This window comes from Amycolatopsis sp. NPDC003731, from assembly GCF_053586895.1.
In genome coordinates this window covers 1-17002 of sequence record NZ_JBSFNC010000174.1, presented here as the reverse complement: position 1 = coordinate 17002, position 17002 = coordinate 1, and the positions used below count along the sequence as shown (strand labels likewise).

The following is a 17002-nucleotide window of genomic DNA, read 5'->3' as shown; positions in this document are numbered from 1 at the left end:
TGATCGAGCCCCGGGCTACGCCGGGAGGACGTTGATCAGCAGCTTGGACCGCGGCGGTGCCGGGTCAAGGCACGCTTTCCCGCCTTGACGCGGTACCACCGGCCGTAGTGACAATCCGGCTTCGGGGTGGTGGGCACCAACCCATGACCTCCTGCCCAAGCCAGCGGAAGGCCGGCTTGCGCGACTTGTGGACTGTGTGACCGAAATCCGCGAGACCAGCCCCAGCCCTCTCGATTAGCGTGGGGAGCCGTGACGTGGAGTGCCTACGGGAGTTACCTGGTCATCGTGGTCCTGATCGTCCTCGCGCCGGGGCCGGACACGATGGTGATGCTCAAGAACGCGCTGTCCGGCGGGTTCCGGGGCGGGCTGCTCGCGTCGGTGGGCATCTTCGCCGGCAACGTCGTGCAGGGCAGCGCGGCGGCTCTCGGGCTCGGCGTCCTCATCGCCCGGTCGCAGCCGGTGTTCCTCGCGCTCAAGTGGGCCGGCGCCGCCTATCTCGTCTTCCTCGGGTTCCAGGCGCTGCGGGGCGCCTTCCGCGGCAACTACCACGCCGTCGAAGAGGGCCGGCAGCGGCGGGGCGGGGGCTTCCGGCGGTTCCGTGAGGGCTTCCTCTCCAACATCACCAACCCGAAGGTGCTGGTGCTGTACCTGTCCGTCCTTCCCCAGTTCCTCGACCCGGTCCGCACCACGACGTGGGACGCGCTCGCCCTCGCCTACACCGTCGCCGTGCTGGGCATGCTGTGGTTGCTGGTGCTGCTGGTGTTCGTGCACCGCGTGCGGGCGTGGCTGGAGCGCCGCCGGGTGCGTCGCGCGCTGGACGGCGTCACCGGTACCGCCCTGCTCGGCTTCGGCGCCGCCCTCGCCCTGGAGGCCTGATGACCTGGCACACCTACGCGGCCTTCGCCGGGATGATGGCCTTCCTGGCGATGATGCCGGGCCCGGACACCATGGTCGTGCTGAAGAACGCCCTGACCGGCGGGGCGCGGGGCGGCGGCTGGGCGTGCGCCGGGATCACGCTCGCGAACTTCCTCCAGGGGACGGCGGCGGCATTCGGCCTGGGCACGGTGATCACCCGCTCCCAGCCGGTGTTCGAGACGGTGAAGTGGCTCGGCGCGACCTACCTGGTCTTCCTCGGCATCCAAGCCCTCCGCGGCGCCTGGCGCGGGAACTACGCCGCCCTCGACGACGTCCGGAAAGCCCGCGCCTCCCGCGGACGGCGGTTCCGCGAAGGGTTCCTGTCCAACATCACCAACCCGAAGGTGATCGTGCTGTACCTGTCGGTGCTGCCGCAGTTCCTGACGCCGGGAGTCACCGACCAGGGCGATGCGCTGCTGCTGGCGTACACGGTCGCGGCCCTGGGCGTGGTGTGGCAGGTGGTGCTGTTGTTCTTCGTGCACCGGGTGCGGGGCTGGTTGCAGCAGCGCAAGGTCCGCCGGGCGATGGACGGCGCGACGGGCGCCGCGCTGGTCGGGTTCGGCGCGGCGCTCGCCCTCGAAGGCTAGAGCGTCCGGTCCAGCCAGTCGTAGATGCGGCCCGCCGCCAGGCGCTGGGCTCCGACGTGGCAGTGCGCGTCCGCGCCCTCCTCCGCCGTGAACGTCAGCAGCGTCTTCGGCGCCTCCAGGTGCGCATACAGCCGCCTCGGCTCGGTCTCCTGGTCGCCGCCGAAGAACAGGTCGTCCGCCGCTTCGCAGACCAGGACCGGGCACTCGATCTTCTCCGCGACGCCGTCCTCGAGCGTGTACTCCAGGTACTTCGCGATGAACTCGCGGTCGGTCGCCGCGCCCAGGACGTAACGGCCGTGGTCGCACGCCCAGCGCAGCGTCGGGCTCGCCTCGCGGCCCGCCGCGAGCAGTGCGTCGAACTCCTCGTCCTCCGCGGCCCGGGCCCGGCGCACGATCTCCTCGCGCGGCCAGGGCAGCAGACCCGTCACCGCCGCGCCCGCGTCGTACACGCCGTCCACCGCGACCACGGCCGCCAGCCGGTGTTCGAACGCCGCCGCGCGCGGGGCCAGCTCGCCGCCCAGGCTCACCCCCAGCAGCGCGATGCGTTCCGGGTCGACTCCGTCGAGGGCCAGGGCGAAGTCGACCACCGGCGTCACCACGTGCTCCCAGTCCGGGCGGAACACGAGCTTCTCGTGCCGGATCGCGCTCGGCTGGCCCGGGCCGTCGAACGTCAGGACGTGGTAACCGTGCGCGGCCCCCGCGGCCGCGCCCATGAAGTGGCATTCCTCGGCGCTGCCGTCGAAACCGTTGTGCATGATCAGCAACGGCTTCGGCCCGGCACCCGGCGCGCGGTAGAAGTACCCGCGCAGAATCGTGCCCTCGTACGGGATTTCGACCGGCTCGGCCACCTCCGCGCCGCGGAAGCACTCGACGCTGCGGTCGTAGGCCGCCGCGATGCGCGGGTCCGCCGGGTCGCCGTGGAGGAAGAACTCCGCCGAGAAGTAGTACGTCGACGCGCGCAGCAGCAGGTCCCGCGCGGTGACCGGGCCGGCGTCGGCCGCTTCGGCGTACAGGCGGTCGGCCAGCGCGCGGTAGGCGTCGTGCCAGCTGTCGTAGTCGCCCGGCGTCACCGTCGACGCCGCCGCGAGGACCTCGCCGAAGTCCGAGCCGCCGTAGGCCGCGTGGCCGAACAGGCGGAGGGTCTCGAACCAGAACTGCCGGTCTTCTTCGAACATCAGCTGCTTCATCGGATTTCCTCCTGCACAAAGGTTTCGAACGAACGGGGCGGCCGCCCGGTGACCTGCTCGACGGCCGGGGTGACGCGGTCTTCGGCGCCGCGCCGGATGTCCTCGTCCAGGGCGGCGAGCACGCGGGCGAACTCCGCGGGGATCCCGGACGTCGTCAGTGAAGCCGCGAAGGCCTCGGTGCCGACCGCGCGGTGCCGCACCGGGCGGCCGAGGCGCGCGGACACGATCGCCGCCGCTTCGGCGTAGCTCAACGCGGCCGGCCCGGTCAGGACGTGGTCGGTGTTGTGCGGTACCGGATCGGTCAGCGCGCGGACGGCGACCGCCGCGATGTCGCCGGCGTCGACGAACGCGACCCGCGCGTCGCCGGTGGCCGTGACGATCTCGCCGTCCCGCACCCCCTGGGCGACCAGGTGCTCGCCGGTGAAGTTCTGCATGAACCAGGACGGCTTCAGCACGGCCCACTCCGGTGCCGCGCGCACCAGCCGCTGCAGGTCGCCGAGGCCCGGGGTGTCGGGCGTGACCGCCGAAGAGCTGAGCAGCACGACCCGCCGGACGCCCGCCGCCAGCGCGTCGTCCAGGAAGGGCGCCACCAGGCCGGCCGGCGAAGCCTCGCCGATCGGCGCCAGCAGGTAGACCGCGGAGACTCCGCGCAGCGCGTCGGCGTGGGTCGACCGATCCGCCCAGTCGAACCGGACCTGCCCGGCCTCGCCCGGCTTCCGCGTGGCCGCCCGGGCCGCGAAGCCCCCGGCACGCAGGCCGGCGACGACCCGGCGGCCGGTGGTGCCGGTGCCGCCGAGGACCAGGACGTCAGCCACCGAACGCCGCCGTCAGCTCGTCGGCGCCGCCGAGGATCTCCGCCGCGGCGAGCGGGCTCCAGTAGTCGCGGTAGTGGCGGATTAGACCGTCCGAAACCGTGATCACGGCGATGTACGACAGCTCGTACGGCTTCTGCGTCGCCACCACGACTCCGGCAACGGTGAATTCGACGACGACCACGGCCGGGTCGGTCGTTTCGTGCACGGTCTTCGCGGTGACCTCGCGGATGTCCAGCAGGTTCGGGTAGTCGCGCAGGTACTCGCGGATCGCCTCGCGCCCTTCGACGCGGTTCGGGTAGCCCGGACCGGCGAACGGGAACTCGAGGACGCCGTCCTCGGCCCACAGCCCGGCGAACCCGTTCATGTCGTGCTTCAGCAGCAGATCGAGCGCGTGCTCGACGAAGTCGCGCATCGCAGCCTCCTTCGACGTTCGGACGAGACGGTACCGTCCCGACGTCAACCACGATAGACGGGACGGTACCGTCTCGTCCACCCGTTAGACTGCGATCCATGGCACGCACCCCGACCGGCGCCGCGGTCCTCCAGCACCAAGTCACGTCGGCGATCACCAACGCCGTCCTGAACGAGCTCGCCGAGCAGGGCTACGGCCGGCTCTCGATGGAGGCCGTCGCCAAGCGCGCCGGTGTCGGCAAGAGCGCGCTCTACCGGCGCTGGCGGTCGAAGGACGAGATGATCGCCGCGGTCGTCACGGAGTTCAGCGTGACGCGGGCGGTGGAGGCGGACACCGGCTCACTGCGCGGCGACCTCCGCGAAACGATGCAGGCCCTGATCGACTGGCTGACCCACCCGCTGTTCTCGCGGATCCTGCCGGACCTGGTCGCGGAGGACGCGCGGAACCCGGAGCGCGGCCGCCGCACGCGCGAGAACATCGGCGGGCCGCGGCGCGAGGTCGGCGAGGCGATGCTGCGCCGGGCCATCGCACGCGGCGAACTGCCCGAGGACCTCGACCTGGAGATGGCGCTGGACGTCCTGGCCGCGCCGATCTACTGGCGCCTGGTCGTCCGGCAGGCCGAGGCGGAGCCGGATTACGTGGACCGGCTCGTGGAGTACGCCCTGCGCGCGCTGGGCGCGCAGGGCGGCTGATTCAGCTCCGGTCCGGCTCGCCCGCGACGCGCTTGATGTTCGCGCCCAGGCGGTTCAGGTTCTCGACGAAGTGCGGGTAGCCGCGGTCGATGTGGAAGACGTCCCAGACCTCGGTGACGCCGTCCGCGCACAGGCCCGCCAGTACCAGCCCGGCGCCCGCGCGGATGTCCGACGCCCAGACCGGCGCGCTCGAGAGCTTCTCGACGCCGCGGACCACCGCGTGGTGGCCGTCCGTGCGCGCGTCACCCGACAGCCGGACCATCTCCTCGATGAACCGGAAGCGCGCCTCGTAGACGTTCTCCGTGATCATCGACGTGCCTTCCGACACCGCCGACAGCGCCACCGCGAACGGCTGCAGGTCGGTCGCGAAGCCGGGGTACGGCAGCGTCACCCAGTCGACCGCCTTCGGGCGCTCCGGCTGGACCACGCGGAAACCCTTGTCGCCGAACGTCTCGACGTCCGCACCGGCCAGCTGCAGCTTGTTCAGCACCAGGTCGAGGTGGTGCGGGTTGACCCCGCGGACGGTGATGTCGCCGCGGGTCATCGAGGCGGCGAACGCCCAGGTCGCGCCCACGATCCGGTCGCCGATCACGCTGTGCGTCGTCGGGTGCAGCTGCTCGACGCCGTGCACGGTCAGCGTCGACGTCCCGGCGCCTTCGATCTTCGCGCCCATCTCGGTCAGCATCGTGCAGATGTCGACGATCTCCGGCTCGCGCGCGCAGTTGTCGATGACCGTGGTGCCCTCGGCCAGCACGGCCGCCATCAGGATGTTCTCGGTCGCGCCGACGCTCGGGAAGTCCAGCCAGATCTGCGCGCCGACCAGTGTCTCGGCCTTCGCGACGACGCAGCCGTGCTCGATCGTGCTCGTCGCGCCCAGCTTGCGCAGGCCGTTCTGGTGCATGTCCAGCGGCCGTGAACCGATCGCGTCCCCGCCCGGCAGCGCCACGACGGCCTGCTTGAGCCGGCCGACCAGCGGCCCCAGCACGCAGACGGACGCGCGCAGCTTGCCCATCGCCGCCGAGTCGGCGCGATGCGACAGCTCGGCCGGCGTCGTGATGGTGGCCGTGTCGCCCTCGATGACGACCTCGCAGCCGACGCTCCGCAGCACGTCGCCCATCAGCGGGACGTCGAGGATCTGCGGGCAGTTCGTGATGGTCGTGGTCCCCTCCGCGAGGAGGGCGGCGGCCATCAGCTTCAGCACGCTGTTCTTGGCGCCGACCACGTCGACCTCGCCGACCAGCCGGGCTCCGCCATGCACGTCGAAGTGCTCGCTCATGGCCGCCAATCATGCCCTCTCGCCCGGATTCGGCCCGGGCGGGGGCCGCTATGGTGGGTTCATGGTCGTTCGCATCAACCGCGTGTACACCAAGGTCGGCGACAACGGCACGACCGCGCTCGGCGACGGCTCCCGCGTGCCGAAGACGTCGCCGCGGCTGGGCGCGTACGCGGACACCGACGAGACGAACTCGGTGCTGGGCCTGGCGATCGCGGTCGGCGCACTGCCCGCCGAAGTGACGGACGTGCTGCGTACGGTCCAGAACGATCTGTTCGACGTCGGTGCGGACCTCTGCCTGCCGATCTCGGACGACCCGCCGTACCCGCCGCTGCGGATCACCGAGAAGTACGTCGAGCGCCTCGAAGGCTGGTGCGACGAGTTCAACGAGCGCCTGCCGAAGCTGACGTCGTTCATCCTGCCGGGCGGCACACCGGGAGCCGCGTTCCTGCACCAGGCGCGCACGGTGGCCCGCCGGGCGGAGCGGTCGGCCTGGGCCCTGCACGAGGCGGAGCCCGAGGCGACCAACCCGATCGCGGTGAAGTACCTGAACCGGCTGTCGGACCTGCTGTTCATCCTGGCCCGGCTGGCCAACCCCGAGGGTGACGTGCTGTGGCAGCCGGGCGGGCAGCCCTAGATCCCCCAGATCTCCCGCAGGGACCCCAGCGCCTGGTGGAAGCCGGGGAACGTCTTCTTCACGCAGTCCGGGTCGTCCAGCGTGATGCCGTCGGTCAGCAAGCCCGTGATGCTGAACGCCATCGCGATGCGGTGGTCGCGGCGGCACGCCACCAGGGTGCCCGTCGGCTGTCCCGGCTGGATCTCGATCCAGTCGCGGCCCGTCTCGACCTGGATACCGAGAGCGCGCAGGTTCTCCTCGCACGCGTCGAGGCGGTCGCACTCCTTGATGCGCGTGTTGTAGACGTCCTCGATGCGCACCGGGCCGGACGCGAACGGCGCGATCGCCGCCAGGGTCGGGACCGTGTCCGAGATGTCGCGCATGTTCACCGTGATGCCGCGGAGGCCGTCCGACGGGCCCGCGACCGTCACCGAGTCCGGCGCCAGGTCGACGTGGGCGCCCATCTCCCGCAGCACGGCAGCGAACTTCACGTCGCCCTGCAACGCGTCCGAGCCGAGGCCCGGAATGGTCACCGTGCGGCCGGTGACCGCCGCCGCGGCCAGGAAGTAGCTGGCCGTCGACGCGTCCGGCTCCACCGGGTACTCGCACGCGCGGTACGGCTGCGCCGGCACCACGAACGTCCGGCCCTCGCGGCGGACGTCGACGCCGAAGCGGCGCATCATCTCCAGGGTGATCTCGACGTACGGCACCGACACGAGGTCGGTCACCGTGATCCGCAGTCCCTCCGCGGTCAGCGGCCCGACCAGCAGCAACGCCGTCAGGAACTGCGACGACAGGCCCGCGTCGAGGGTCAGCTCACCGCCCTTGATGCCGTTCGCGCGGACCGTCAGCGGGTGGTGGCCCGGCTCGCCGCGGAACTCGAGGTCGACGCCCAGCTCCTGCAGGGCGTCGGTCAGCGGCCCGAGCGGGCGGCGGCGCATCTGGTCGGACGCGTCGAAGCGGAACGTCCCGGTGCCGGCCGCGGCCAGCGCGGGCAGGAACCGGGCCGTCGTGGCACCGTCCCGGCAGAAGACGTCGGCTTCCGCGGCCCCCGGACCCGACGGCCGGCCCTCGATGGTCCACGCGTCCGCTTGCCGGTCGACGCGGTAACCGAGCTTCGCCAGGCCCTCGGCGAAGCCCTCGGTGTCGTCCGAGTGCAGTGGACGGCCGAGGGTCGTGGTGCCGTGCGCGGCGGCGGCCAGGAACAGGCCACGAGCGGTGACGGACTTGGAGCCGGGGATCTCGACGAGAGTCACACCCCGAGTTTAGTGTGGTGAAATCTCGGCCATCGGCCCCCAGTCGGAGGCGTCCTGGACGTTGATGATCTGCGGGTTGTCGCTGATGTACTTTCCCAGCGTCGCCACCGCCGTCTTGAAGTGCTCGGAGCTGACGTGCGCGACGGCCGCGTCTTGACCTTCGAAGCCCTCGACCAGCACGTACGTGTTCTGGTCGTCGACGCTGCGGGACCACTCGAAGAACTTGTTGCCCGCCTCGCCGCGGGTACTGCGGGTGAAGTCCCCGACGATGTCGAGCCAGGAATCGGCGTACTCGGGCTTCACCGGCCACTTGACCACGATGAGAATCATGCGCTCAACGGTAGGCCAACACCCTAGCCGTATCTGTCTCAGGTTTGAGACAGATCGCCCTAGGGTTTCAGGAGGCGCGCGGGAGACGCCGCCCGGGCGGGGCGGATTCGAGCCAGGACAGGAAGCCGGTGAGCGCGCCCGGCCCCATGGCGATCTCGATCGCTTCCTGGGTTTCCGACTCGCAGCGCAGCACCGTCGAGCCTTCGGGCACGGCGTAGGCCTCGGTGCCGGACGGGTCGCGGCGGTCGGCGATCTGCATGCTTTCGCGCTGGAAGACGCGGTCGGCGCCGGTGCGCAGGCTCCACACCCGGTACCAGACGAATTCGTCGCCCTCGTAGCGGCCCAGCCCCAGGTGCCAGCTGGACCGCGGGTTGTCCGGACGCCACCGCAGCGCGACGCTCACGCCGCCGCCGCGGCGCATCCGGATCCACCGCTGGCCGTACCAGGCGGCCAGCACCGCGAGCACGATCAGGAGCCCGACTACGACCACGGTGATCTTCACGGCCCGGCTCCTGCCCGTCTCGCGCTCAGGCCGACTGACCCGCTGCGCGGAGCTGGGCCGAGGCCCTCGCCCGCTCGGTCTCGTCGTCCCCGGTCAGGGCCGCCTTGGCCGCCTCGACGTCGATCTCGTCGGAGAGCTCGGCGCTCTCGGCGAGGATGCTCACCCCGGTGCCGGTCACGGAGAGGAAGCCGCCGTGCACGGCCGCGCAGACCGTCTCACCGTCGGTGGTCGTCACCTTGACCACGCCACCCTCGACCAGCTGCCCGAGCACGGGCTCGTGACCGGCCATGATGCCGATCTCACCCTCGGTGGTCTGGGCCACCACGAAAGTGGCAGTACCCGACCAGAGACGGCGCTCGACGGCCACCAGCTCCACGGACATCTCAGCCACGTGCACTCCTTAACTCGGGGTGTTGCCACCGAGTGTAATAGGTCTGTCTCCCGCTACGAGAACGGCGGGGGCCCGAGTCCACAATGGACACAGCCCCCGCCGAGCTCACGAGCTCACTTCTTGGTGATTTCCTTGTACTTCTTCTCGAGGTCCTCGAGGCCACCGATACCCAGGAACGCCTGCTCCGGGTAGTGGTCGAAGTCACCCTTGGTGATGCGGTCGAACGACTCGATGGTCTCCGACAGCGGCACCGTCGAGCCCGGGATCTGCGTGAAGGCCTCGGCGACCAGCATGTTCTGCGACAGGAACCGCTCGATGCGGCGCGCGCGCTGAACGGTCAGCTTGTCCTCTTCCGAGAGCTCGTCCATCCCGAGGATCGCGATGATGTCCTGCAGCTCCTTGTACTTCTGCAGGATCCGGATGACCTCGGAGGCGACGCGGTAGTGGTCCTCACCGACGATGGCCGGGTCGAGGATCGTCGACGTCGACGCCAGCGGGTCCACCGCCGGGAAGATGCCCTTCTGGAACACCGACCGGGAAAGCTCGGTGGTGGCGTCCAGGTGGGCGAACGTCGCGGCCGGGGCCGGGTCGGTGTAGTCGTCCGCGGGGACGTAGATCGCCTGCATCGAGGTGATCGAACGGCCACGGGTCGAGGTGATCCGCTCCTGCAGCTGCCCCATCTCGTCGGCCAGCGTCGGCTGGTAACCCACGGCGGACGGCATGCGGCCCAGCAGGGTCGACACCTCCGAGCCGGCCTGGGTGAACCGGAAGATGTTGTCGATGAACAGCAGCACGTCCTGGTTCTGGACGTCGCGGAAGTACTCCGCCATGGTCAGCGCGGACAGCGCGACGCGCATGCGGGTGCCCGGCGGCTCGTCCATCTGGCCGAAGATGAGGGCGGTGTCGTTGATGACGCCGTCCTCGGACATCTCCAGGAAGAGGTCGTTGCCCTCACGGGTGCGCTCGCCGACCCCGGCGAACACCGACGTACCACCGAAGTTCCGGGCGACGCGGGTGATCATCTCCTTGATGAGCACCGTCTTGCCGACGCCGGCGCCGCCGAACAGGCCGATCTTGCCACCCTGGACGTACGGGGTGAGCAGGTCGACGACCTTGAGGCCGGTCTCCAGCATCTCGGTCTTGCCCTCGAGCTGGTCGAAGGACGGGGCGCTGCGGTGGATGCCCCAGCGCTCGAGGTCCTCGCCGTAGCCGGGCTCGTCGAGGCACTCGCCGAGGGCGTTGTAGACGTGGCCCTTGACCTTGTCGCCGACCGGGACCGTGATCGGGCCGCCGGTGTCGGTGACCTCGGCGCCGCGCACCAGGCCGTCCTGCGGCTGCAGGGAGATGGTGCGGACGAGGTTGTCACCCAGGTGGCTGGCGACCTCGAGGGTCACCGTCTTGCGCAGCTGCTCGAACTCGATCTCGACCTTGAGCGCGTTGAACTGGTCGGGCACGGAACCGCGCGGGAACTCGACGTCGACGACCGGACCGGTCACCGACACGATGCGCCCCTTGGCGCGCGGGGCTTCAGTACTGGTCATCAATCATCACTTCCTGCTGCGGTGAGCGCGTTCGCGCCACCGACGATTTCGGAGATCTCCTGGGTGATCTGCGCCTGGCGGGCCTGGTTCATCTCCCGCGTCAGGTTGCCGACCAGCTCGTTCGCGTTGTCCGACGCGGCCTTCATCGCCGTCCGGCGGGCGGCCAGCTCGGACGCCGCGGACTCGAGGAGGGCCGCGTAGAGCCGCGTGTTGATGTACTTCGGCAGGAGGGCGTCCAGCAGCTTGTCGGCGCTCGGCTCGAACTCGTAGCTGGGGAGCAGCCCGGCGGGCTTCTCCTCTTCTCCTTCGGAGTACTCGACCTCGAGCGGCGCGACGCGCTTGGCGGTCGGCCGCTGGGTCAGCATCGACACGAACTCGGTGTAGACGATGTGGATCTCGTCGACACCCGTGATGCCGTCGGCGTTGCCGTGCTCGTCGTCGACGCCCCGCATGAACGACTCGACCAGGGCGTCGCCGGCCGCGACCGCGTTCGCGTAGCCCGGCTGGTCGGAGAAGCCCGTCCAGCCGTCCACGACCTCGCGGCCCCGGAACCGGTAGTAGTTCAGCCCCTTGTTGCCGGTGACGTAGACCTGCGGCTCCTTGCCCTCCTCGCGGAGGAGGGCGAGCAGCTCTTCGGTCGCGCGCAGCACGTTGGAGTTGTACCCACCGCACTGGCCCTTGTCACTGGTCACGACCAGGACGGCGGCCCGCTTCGGGTTCGGGCGCTCGACCAGCATGGGGTGGTCGAGCGTGGTGGCCGCGCCGGCCAGCGCCGAGAGCACCTTGGTGATCTCGTCCGCGTACGGCCGGGAAGCGGCGACCCGAGCCCGCGCCTTGGTGATGCGCGCGGTGGCGATGAGCTCCATCGCCTTGGTGATCTTGCCGATCGACTTGGTCGCCTTGATGCGCGACCGGAGTTCCCGGAGTTGTGCGGCCATGAGCTACCAGCTCACTTCTTCGGGGCGGGCTTGTTGACCTTGACGGTCTCCTGCCCGACCTTGTCGGCTTCCATGGCGTCCGCGTTCTCCTCGAGCGGCTTGCCCTCGGAGGTGGTGAACTCCTTCTTGAACTCGTTCACCGCGGCCACCAGCTTGTCGGCCGTCTCGTCCTCGAACTTCCCGGAGTCGCGGATCGCGCCCAGGATGTCGTCGTGCTTGCGGCGCGCCGAGTCGAGGAACTCGTGGTTGAAGCGGCGGACGTCCTCGGTCGGGACCGAGTCGTAGTGGCCGTTCGTGCCCAGCCACACCGTGCAGACCTGCTCCTCGACCGGGATCGGCGAGTACTGCGGCTGCTTGAGCACCTCGTACAGGCGGGCACCGCGCTCGAGCTGCGCCTTCGACGCGTCGTCGAGGTCGGAGGCGAAGGCCGCGAAGGCCTCCAGCTCGCGGTACTGCGACAGGTCGATCCGGAGCGAGCCGGAGACCGACTTCATCGCCTTGACCTGGGCGGCACCACCCACGCGGGACACCGAGATACCCACGTCGATGGCCGGGCGCTGGCCGGCGTTGAACAGGTCCGACTGGAAGAAGCACTGGCCGTCGGTGATCGAGATGACGTTGGTCGGGATGTAGGCCGACACGTCGTTCGCCTTGGTCTCGATGATCGGGAGACCGGTCAGCGAACCGGCGCCCAGCTCGTCCGACAGCTTCGCGCAGCGCTCGAGCAGGCGGGAGTGCAAGTAGAAGACGTCGCCGGGGAACGCCTCGCGGCCCGGCGGGCGGCGCAGCAGCAGCGAGATCGCGCGGTAGGCGTCGGCCTGCTTGGTCAGGTCGTCGAACACGATCAGGACGTGCTTGCCCTCGTACATCCAGTGCTGGCCGATGGCCGAGCCGGTGTACGGCGCGATCCACTTGAAGCCGGCCGAGTCGGACGCGGGGGCCGCGACGATGGTGGTGTACTCCAGCGCACCGGCGTCCTCGAGGGACTTCTTCACGGCGGCGATCGTGGAGCCCTTCTGGCCGACCGCGACGTAGATGCAGCGGACCTGCTTCTTCGGGTCGCCGGTCTCCCAGTTGGCCTTCTGGTTGATGATCGTGTCCACGGCGACGGCGGTCTTGCCCGTCTTGCGGTCACCGATGATCAGCTGGCGCTGGCCGCGGCCGATCGGCGTCATCGCGTCGATGGCGGTGATGCCGGTCTGCAGCGGCTCCGACACCGGCTGGCGCTCGACCACCGACGCGGCCTTCAGCTCCAGGGCGCGGCGGTCGGTGGTCTCGATGTCGCCGAGGCCGTCGATCGCCTGGCCCAGCGGGTTGACGACGCGGCCGAGGTAGCCGTCGCCGACCGGCACCGACAGGACCTGACCGGTGCGCTTGACCTGCTGGCCCTCTTCGATGCTTTCGAAGTCACCGAGGATCGCGGCACCGATGGAGCGCGCGTCCAGGTTCAGGGCGACGCCCAGGACGCCGCCGGGGAACTCGAGCAGCTCGTTGGCCATGGCCGAGGGCAGCCCCTCGACGTGGGCGATGCCGTCACCGGCGTCCACCACGGTGCCAACTTCTTCCCGGCTCACGTCCGGGGCGTAACTCGAGACGTAGTTCTCGATCGCGCTACGGATCTCATCCGAGGAGATCGTCAGCTCGGCCATGTCTTTCCCGCTCTCGCTTCGTTCTTGCCAGTGTGCAAAGTCTTGTGTGACCTGGGGCTATGCCCGGGCCAGCCGCCTGCGCAACGCCGCGAGCTGTCCCGCCGCACTCCCGTCGATGACCTCGTCGCCGACGCGGACGACGAGGCCGCCGCCGAGCCGGGGGTCGATCTCGACGTGCAGCGCGATCGGCCGCCCGTAGAGGGCGTCGAGCTTCGCGCCCAGCTGGGCGGTCTGCTCGTCCGACAGGGCGTTCGCGCTGGTCACGTAGGCCACCGAGCGCTCGCGCCGCTCCGCGGCCAGCTTCACCAGCTTGTCGAGCCCGATGCCGACGCCGCGGCCCTTGGCCCGGCGCACGACCTGCTCGACGAGGGTCTCGGTGACCACGTCCACCTTGTCGGCGAACAGCCCGCGCACCAGGGTGCGCTTCGCGTCGGCGGAACCGGTCAGGTCCGACAGCGCCTTCTCGAGCTCGGGGTGGTTGGCCACGACCCGCGAGACCTGGAAGAGCTGGGATTCGACGGTGTCGACGTTCCCGGTCTTCTCCGCCGCGGTGAGCAGGGCCGAGCGACCGAGCGACTCGAGGCCGTCGGTCAGCTCGCGGGGGCTGGACCAGCGGCTGCCCGCCACGGTGTCGAGCACCTTCAGGGCCGGTTCGGACAGCTTGCCGTCGAACAGCCGGCGCACCAGCCCGGTGCGCGACTCCGCCGTCGCGGAAGCGTCGCTCACCGCGCGGCGCAGGCCGATTTCCCGGTCCAGCAGGTCGACGACCGAGAGCAGCTCGTCGCCGACCGTGGCCGCGTCGGCTCCCGCGTCGGCCAGAACCTCGCCGAGGCGTTCCTCGGCGAGGCCGAGCGCTTCACGGCTCGCAGCATGCAGCGTCATTTCTGGTTACTTCCCCGCTCCGTTGGAGGCACCGGCGGTCTCCAGCTCCGCCAGGAACCGGTCGACGGTGCCGCGGCGGCGCGCCTCGTCCTCGAGCGACTCGCCGACGATCCGGCTGGCCAGCTCGACGGCGTTGCGGCCCATGTCGGCCCGCAGCTCCGCGATGATCTGCGCCTTCTGGGCCTGCAGCTGGGCCTGGCCCTGGGCGACGATGCGCTGGGACTCGGCCTCCGCCTCGGCCCGCAGCTCCGCCTTGATCTGCTCGGCTTCGAGCCGGGCGTCGTCGCGGATCTTCGCGGCTTCGGTGCGGGCCTCCTGCAGCTGGGCCTTGTACTTGGCCAGCGCCTCTTCGGCCTCGGCCTGGGCCCGCTCGGCCTTCTCGATGCCTCCCTCGATCTTCTGCGCACGCTCTTCGTACGCGGCCTCGAAGCGAGGGACGACGTACTTCTTGAGGATGAACAGCAGGATCAGGAAGGCGACGATGCCGAGGATCAGCTCCGAGATGTCGGGGATGATCGGGTTGTGCGTTTCGCCCTCTGCGGCGAGGACCAAGGCACTGTTCAGCACGGCGTCTCCTTAAGCGAGATGAGCGTGACTCAGCCTGCGGAGGCGATGAAGTAGATGACGATGCCGATCAGGGCGAGCACCTCGGTCAGAACGAAGGTCGAGAAGCCGATGCCCTGCAGCTTGCCCTGCGCCTCCGGCTGGCGGGCGGTGCCGTTGATGACGGCGGCGAAGATCAGACCCACACCGATGCCCGGGCCGATCGCGCCCAGGCCGTAGCCGATCGCGGCGAGGCCGGGGTTGATGTTGGCGGCGGCTTCCGCGGCCTGGGCCAGAACGATGTTGCTCACGTGCATTTCCCTTCACTTCGGTCCACGCGCTCGCGTGGATCGGGGGCTTGTGTTCTCAGTGCTCCGACGCCAGCGCGGCGCCGATGTACCCGGCCGACAGCAGGGCGAAGATGTAGGCCTGCAGCACCTGGATGAAGGCCTCGAGGAACGTCATCCCGATGGCGAAGATCCACGCCACCAGGGAAACCGGCTTCAGCGCCCAGCCCGAGGTCTCGGTCAGCAGGAAGGTGCCGCCCAGGGTGAACACCGCCAGGATCAGGTGACCCGCGAACATGGCGGCGAAAACACGGATGGCGAGCGTGAGCGGGTTGAGGAAGAACTTCTCCGCGAACTCGATCAGCGCGAACAGCGGCAGCACCGGTCCCGGCACGCCCGGCGGCGCGAGTTCCTTCTTGAAGTACCCCTTGAAACCGTGCCGCTTGAACCCGACGAAGTGGTACACCGGGTAGACGACGAGGACCGACAGGGCGACCGGGAAGCCGAACCGCGCCATGGTCGGGAACTGCAGAAGCGGGATGATCCCGTAGAGGTTGTTCACCAAAACGAAGGTGAACAGTGCGAAAACAAGCGGCACGAACGGCTTGAAATCCTTCGAACCGATCTGCTCGCGCGCGATGTTGTTGCGGCTGAAGTCGTAGATCGACTCCGCGACGAACTGCCCCTTGCCCGGCACGACCTGCAGCTTGCGGGTCGCCAGCAGGAAGTACGTCGCGATGATGACAACCGAAAGCACGACGAGCAGCATCGGCTTGGTGACTCCGCCGAACAACGCCGGCAACTCGAAGCTTTCGGCGCCGGGCGGCGCGAACGTCGCACCCTCGGCCAATACCAGCGCGCCCACTGGGCTCCTTCCGGTTCTCCCGGCCGGCGTTCACTCCGCCGGGGGAATCGTCACGATCTGGACTTAACGTACCCGATACGTATCGGGACGTCGGAGGCGGCTGCCCCACTGTGCGATGAACACGGCTTCACGTTCTGCACACGGGGTTGTCTCGCGTGAACACTGCCCTGCGGTCTACTTCGGACCAGCGGCCGGACGGCGGAACTACACGGTCGCCACACTGCTGATCGCGGTTCGTCTGAGGGAGTGCGCGGTCGAGGCCGCCACCCTTGACGCGGACCATACCAGCAGGTCAATCCGTGCCGGACAGGCGTACTCCTAACCAACCGATCAGCCCAGGACTTAGGTCCCGGGTCGTCCCGGGACCCAGGTCCGGCGCGCGGCGGGACCGGGTGCGGAACGTCGCAGGCGAGGGGTCCCGGTCACCGTCCGCAGCAGCGCACGGAAGCGCACTTTTGTGGTCCCGGTCACACTCAAGCGGCCGCATGCGGATGTACGAAGAGTGACGAGCCCGAACCGGTCAGGACGGGATGATCGTCGGGATCTTGGTCTTGCGGAAGGCGGCGAACTCGGCCGCGGCGGCGAGCATGATGGCCACGATCATCGTGATGCCGAGCGACATCGGGTGCAGCGCGGTGACGCCCTTCAGCAGCGTCAGCGCCCCGAAGAGCAGGACGACCTTCACGACGTACCCGCCGAGCGCGATGACCATGACGAACATCGGGTCCTGGCCCGCGCTGAACTTCATCATGCCCAGCGTGGACAGCGACGCCAGCATCGCGAGCACGCCGCCGACGAGCGAGCCCAGGAAGCCGGGCAGGCCGTTGAGGATGCTGAACAACGCGATGCACACCAGCACGGCGGGCGGCGTCACCAGCAGCGAGGCCTTCGTCATCGCGCGGGCCGCCTGCAGCACCACCTTGGCGTGCGGGTTCTCCTGCTCGTGCGTTTCGGCTTCGCTCACACCCTGCTCCCTGCTCGGTTACCACCCGAGTGTAGAGACCCCGGCCGGTCAGGTGCCCGGCTGGTTGCGCGAGCGCAGCCGCGGGACGATCGAGACGACCACCGCGAAGACCAGCCCGATCCCGATGATCCACAGCGCCGCGGCGTCGTCGAACAGCGTCACCGACACCGCGCCGAAGGCGAGGATCCCGGCCCACAAGTAGATGAGCAGGACCGCCCGCCGCTGGGAGTGGCCGATCTCCAGCAGGCGGTGGTGCAGGTGCATCTTGTCGGCGGCGAACGGGCTTTCGCCGCGGCGGGTGCGCCGGACGACCGCCATGATCAGGTCGAGCATCGGCACGAACAGCACCGCCGCCAC

Annotated in this window: 20 protein-coding genes and 1 pseudogene; 4 read left to right on the top strand and 17 right to left on the bottom strand. The window is 69.7% G+C overall.

Features of this window, described 5'->3' with window-relative positions:
• The first annotated feature begins 249 nt into the window (after window positions 1–249).
• Together ACWDN5_RS41090 and ACWDN5_RS41085 are read left to right on the top strand one after the other, a co-directional pair.
• Window positions 250–876 (top strand): LysE family translocator, encoded by a 627-nt coding sequence (locus ACWDN5_RS41090; protein ID WP_449680076.1) that lies wholly within the window; start codon window positions 250–252, stop codon window positions 874–876.
• Window positions 876–1502, top strand: a complete 627-nt coding sequence (locus tag ACWDN5_RS41085) for a LysE family translocator (RefSeq protein ID WP_449680075.1) — start codon at window positions 876–878, stop codon at window positions 1500–1502. The genes ACWDN5_RS41090 and ACWDN5_RS41085 overlap by 1 nt, the downstream gene beginning before the upstream one ends.
• Here the strand turns inward: ACWDN5_RS41085 and ACWDN5_RS41080 are convergent.
• Genes ACWDN5_RS41080 through ACWDN5_RS41070 form a run of 3 tightly spaced genes read right to left on the bottom strand, consistent with a single transcriptional unit; the run spans window position 1499 to window position 3964 of the window.
• Window positions 1499–2689, bottom strand: coding sequence for an alpha/beta hydrolase family protein (locus tag ACWDN5_RS41080; protein ID WP_449680074.1), 1191 nt, complete (start codon window positions 2687–2689; stop codon window positions 1499–1501). The genes ACWDN5_RS41085 and ACWDN5_RS41080 overlap by 4 nt on opposite strands.
• Window positions 2686–3504, bottom strand: coding sequence for an NmrA family NAD(P)-binding protein (locus tag ACWDN5_RS41075; protein WP_310967049.1), 819 nt, complete (start codon window positions 3502–3504; stop codon window positions 2686–2688). The genes ACWDN5_RS41080 and ACWDN5_RS41075 overlap by 4 nt, the downstream gene beginning before the upstream one ends.
• Complete coding sequence (locus tag ACWDN5_RS41070; protein WP_449680073.1) at window positions 3497–3964, bottom strand: nuclear transport factor 2 family protein; 468 nt, start codon at window positions 3962–3964, stop codon at window positions 3497–3499. The genes ACWDN5_RS41075 and ACWDN5_RS41070 overlap by 8 nt, the downstream gene beginning before the upstream one ends.
• Before the next feature lie 50 nt (window positions 3965–4014).
• Between ACWDN5_RS41070 and ACWDN5_RS41065 the strand changes: the two genes are divergently transcribed.
• Complete coding sequence (locus ACWDN5_RS41065; RefSeq protein ID WP_310967047.1) at window positions 4015–4608, top strand: TetR/AcrR family transcriptional regulator; 594 nt, start codon at window positions 4015–4017, stop codon at window positions 4606–4608.
• Window position 4609: 1 nt separating this feature from the next.
• On the opposite strand, the gene murA is transcribed toward ACWDN5_RS41065, so the two are convergent.
• Complete coding sequence (murA, locus tag ACWDN5_RS41060) at window positions 4610–5884, bottom strand: UDP-N-acetylglucosamine 1-carboxyvinyltransferase (RefSeq protein ID WP_310967046.1); 1275 nt, start codon at window positions 5882–5884, stop codon at window positions 4610–4612.
• A 61-nt stretch (window positions 5885–5945) separates the two neighbouring features.
• Here murA and ACWDN5_RS41055 point away from each other — a divergent pair, with 61 nt between their 5' ends.
• Entirely contained in the window at window positions 5946–6518 is a 573-nt protein-coding gene (locus tag ACWDN5_RS41055) for a cob(I)yrinic acid a,c-diamide adenosyltransferase (protein ID WP_449680072.1), read from the top strand.
• Here ACWDN5_RS41055 and aroA read toward each other — a convergent pair.
• The 13 genes and pseudogenes from aroA to ACWDN5_RS40990 all read right to left on the bottom strand — a co-directional run.
• Window positions 6515–7753, bottom strand: a complete 1239-nt coding sequence (gene aroA, locus ACWDN5_RS41050; RefSeq protein WP_449680071.1) for a 3-phosphoshikimate 1-carboxyvinyltransferase — start codon at window positions 7751–7753, stop codon at window positions 6515–6517. The two genes, ACWDN5_RS41055 and aroA, sit on opposite strands and share 4 nt — an antisense overlap.
• 9 nt (window positions 7754–7762) lie before the next feature.
• A complete protein-coding gene (locus tag ACWDN5_RS41045; RefSeq protein WP_310967042.1) occupies window positions 7763–8083 on the bottom strand; it encodes a putative quinol monooxygenase in 321 nt (106 codons plus the stop codon).
• A 67-nt stretch (window positions 8084–8150) separates the two neighbouring features.
• Complete coding sequence (locus tag ACWDN5_RS41040; protein WP_003102655.1) at window positions 8151–8585, bottom strand: DUF2550 domain-containing protein; 435 nt, start codon at window positions 8583–8585, stop codon at window positions 8151–8153.
• Between the two features lie 25 nt (window positions 8586–8610).
• Window positions 8611–8976 (bottom strand): F0F1 ATP synthase subunit epsilon, encoded by a 366-nt coding sequence (locus ACWDN5_RS41035; RefSeq protein WP_003102658.1) that lies wholly within the window; start codon window positions 8974–8976, stop codon window positions 8611–8613.
• 113 nt (window positions 8977–9089) lie between these two features.
• Window positions 9090–10517, bottom strand: a complete 1428-nt coding sequence (gene atpD, locus ACWDN5_RS41030; protein WP_086840690.1) for a F0F1 ATP synthase subunit beta — start codon at window positions 10515–10517, stop codon at window positions 9090–9092.
• Window positions 10517–11455, bottom strand: coding sequence for a F0F1 ATP synthase subunit gamma (locus ACWDN5_RS41025; protein WP_310967041.1), 939 nt, complete (start codon window positions 11453–11455; stop codon window positions 10517–10519). Before ACWDN5_RS41025 ends, atpD begins: the two co-directional genes overlap by 1 nt.
• Before the next feature lie 11 nt (window positions 11456–11466).
• Window positions 11467–13104, bottom strand: coding sequence for a F0F1 ATP synthase subunit alpha (atpA, locus tag ACWDN5_RS41020; RefSeq protein WP_310967040.1), 1638 nt, complete (start codon window positions 13102–13104; stop codon window positions 11467–11469).
• A 57-nt stretch (window positions 13105–13161) separates the two neighbouring features.
• Window positions 13162–13986, bottom strand: a complete 825-nt coding sequence (locus ACWDN5_RS41015) for a F0F1 ATP synthase subunit delta (protein ID WP_310967039.1) — start codon at window positions 13984–13986, stop codon at window positions 13162–13164.
• Between the two features lie 6 nt (window positions 13987–13992).
• The gene (locus ACWDN5_RS41010; protein ID WP_310967038.1) at window positions 13993–14553 is read right to left on the bottom strand and encodes a F0F1 ATP synthase subunit B; all 561 of its coding nucleotides are present in this window, start codon (window positions 14551–14553) and stop codon (window positions 13993–13995) included.
• Window positions 14554–14582: 29 nt separating this feature from the next.
• Complete coding sequence (locus ACWDN5_RS41005; protein ID WP_310968453.1) at window positions 14583–14840, bottom strand: ATP F0F1 synthase subunit C; 258 nt, start codon at window positions 14838–14840, stop codon at window positions 14583–14585.
• Between the two features lie 55 nt (window positions 14841–14895).
• Window positions 14896–15681 (bottom strand): F0F1 ATP synthase subunit A, encoded by a 786-nt coding sequence (gene atpB, locus ACWDN5_RS41000; protein WP_310967037.1) that lies wholly within the window; start codon window positions 15679–15681, stop codon window positions 14896–14898.
• A gap of 520 nt (window positions 15682–16201) precedes the next feature.
• The gene (locus ACWDN5_RS40995; protein WP_086840678.1) at window positions 16202–16645 is read right to left on the bottom strand and encodes a hypothetical protein; all 444 of its coding nucleotides are present in this window, start codon (window positions 16643–16645) and stop codon (window positions 16202–16204) included.
• 48 nt (window positions 16646–16693) lie between these two features.
• Window positions 16694–17002 (bottom strand): annotated as a pseudogene (locus ACWDN5_RS40990) (undecaprenyl-phosphate alpha-N-acetylglucosaminyl 1-phosphate transferase); the annotation flags it as partial.

Coding starts and splice junctions, on each gene's coding strand:
- ACWDN5_RS41080 (WP_449680074.1), bottom strand. CDS start 2,689: ATGAAGCAGCTGATGTTCGAAGAAGACCGGCAGTTCTGGTTCGAGACC.
- ACWDN5_RS41065 (WP_310967047.1), top strand. CDS start 4,015: ATGGCACGCACCCCGACCGGCGCCGCGGTCCTCCAGCACCAAGTCACG.
- ACWDN5_RS41045 (WP_310967042.1), bottom strand. CDS start 8,083: ATGATTCTCATCGTGGTCAAGTGGCCGGTGAAGCCCGAGTACGCCGAT.
- ACWDN5_RS41085 (WP_449680075.1), top strand. CDS start 876: ATGACCTGGCACACCTACGCGGCCTTCGCCGGGATGATGGCCTTCCTG.
- atpA (WP_310967040.1), bottom strand. CDS start 13,104: ATGGCCGAGCTGACGATCTCCTCGGATGAGATCCGTAGCGCGATCGAG.
- murA (WP_310967046.1), bottom strand. CDS start 5,884: ATGAGCGAGCACTTCGACGTGCATGGCGGAGCCCGGCTGGTCGGCGAG.
- ACWDN5_RS41025 (WP_310967041.1), bottom strand. CDS start 11,455: ATGGCCGCACAACTCCGGGAACTCCGGTCGCGCATCAAGGCGACCAAG.
- atpD (WP_086840690.1), bottom strand. CDS start 10,517: ATGACCAGTACTGAAGCCCCGCGCGCCAAGGGGCGCATCGTGTCGGTG.
- ACWDN5_RS41015 (WP_310967039.1), bottom strand. CDS start 13,986: ATGACGCTGCATGCTGCGAGCCGTGAAGCGCTCGGCCTCGCCGAGGAA.
- ACWDN5_RS41055 (WP_449680072.1), top strand. CDS start 5,946: ATGGTCGTTCGCATCAACCGCGTGTACACCAAGGTCGGCGACAACGGC.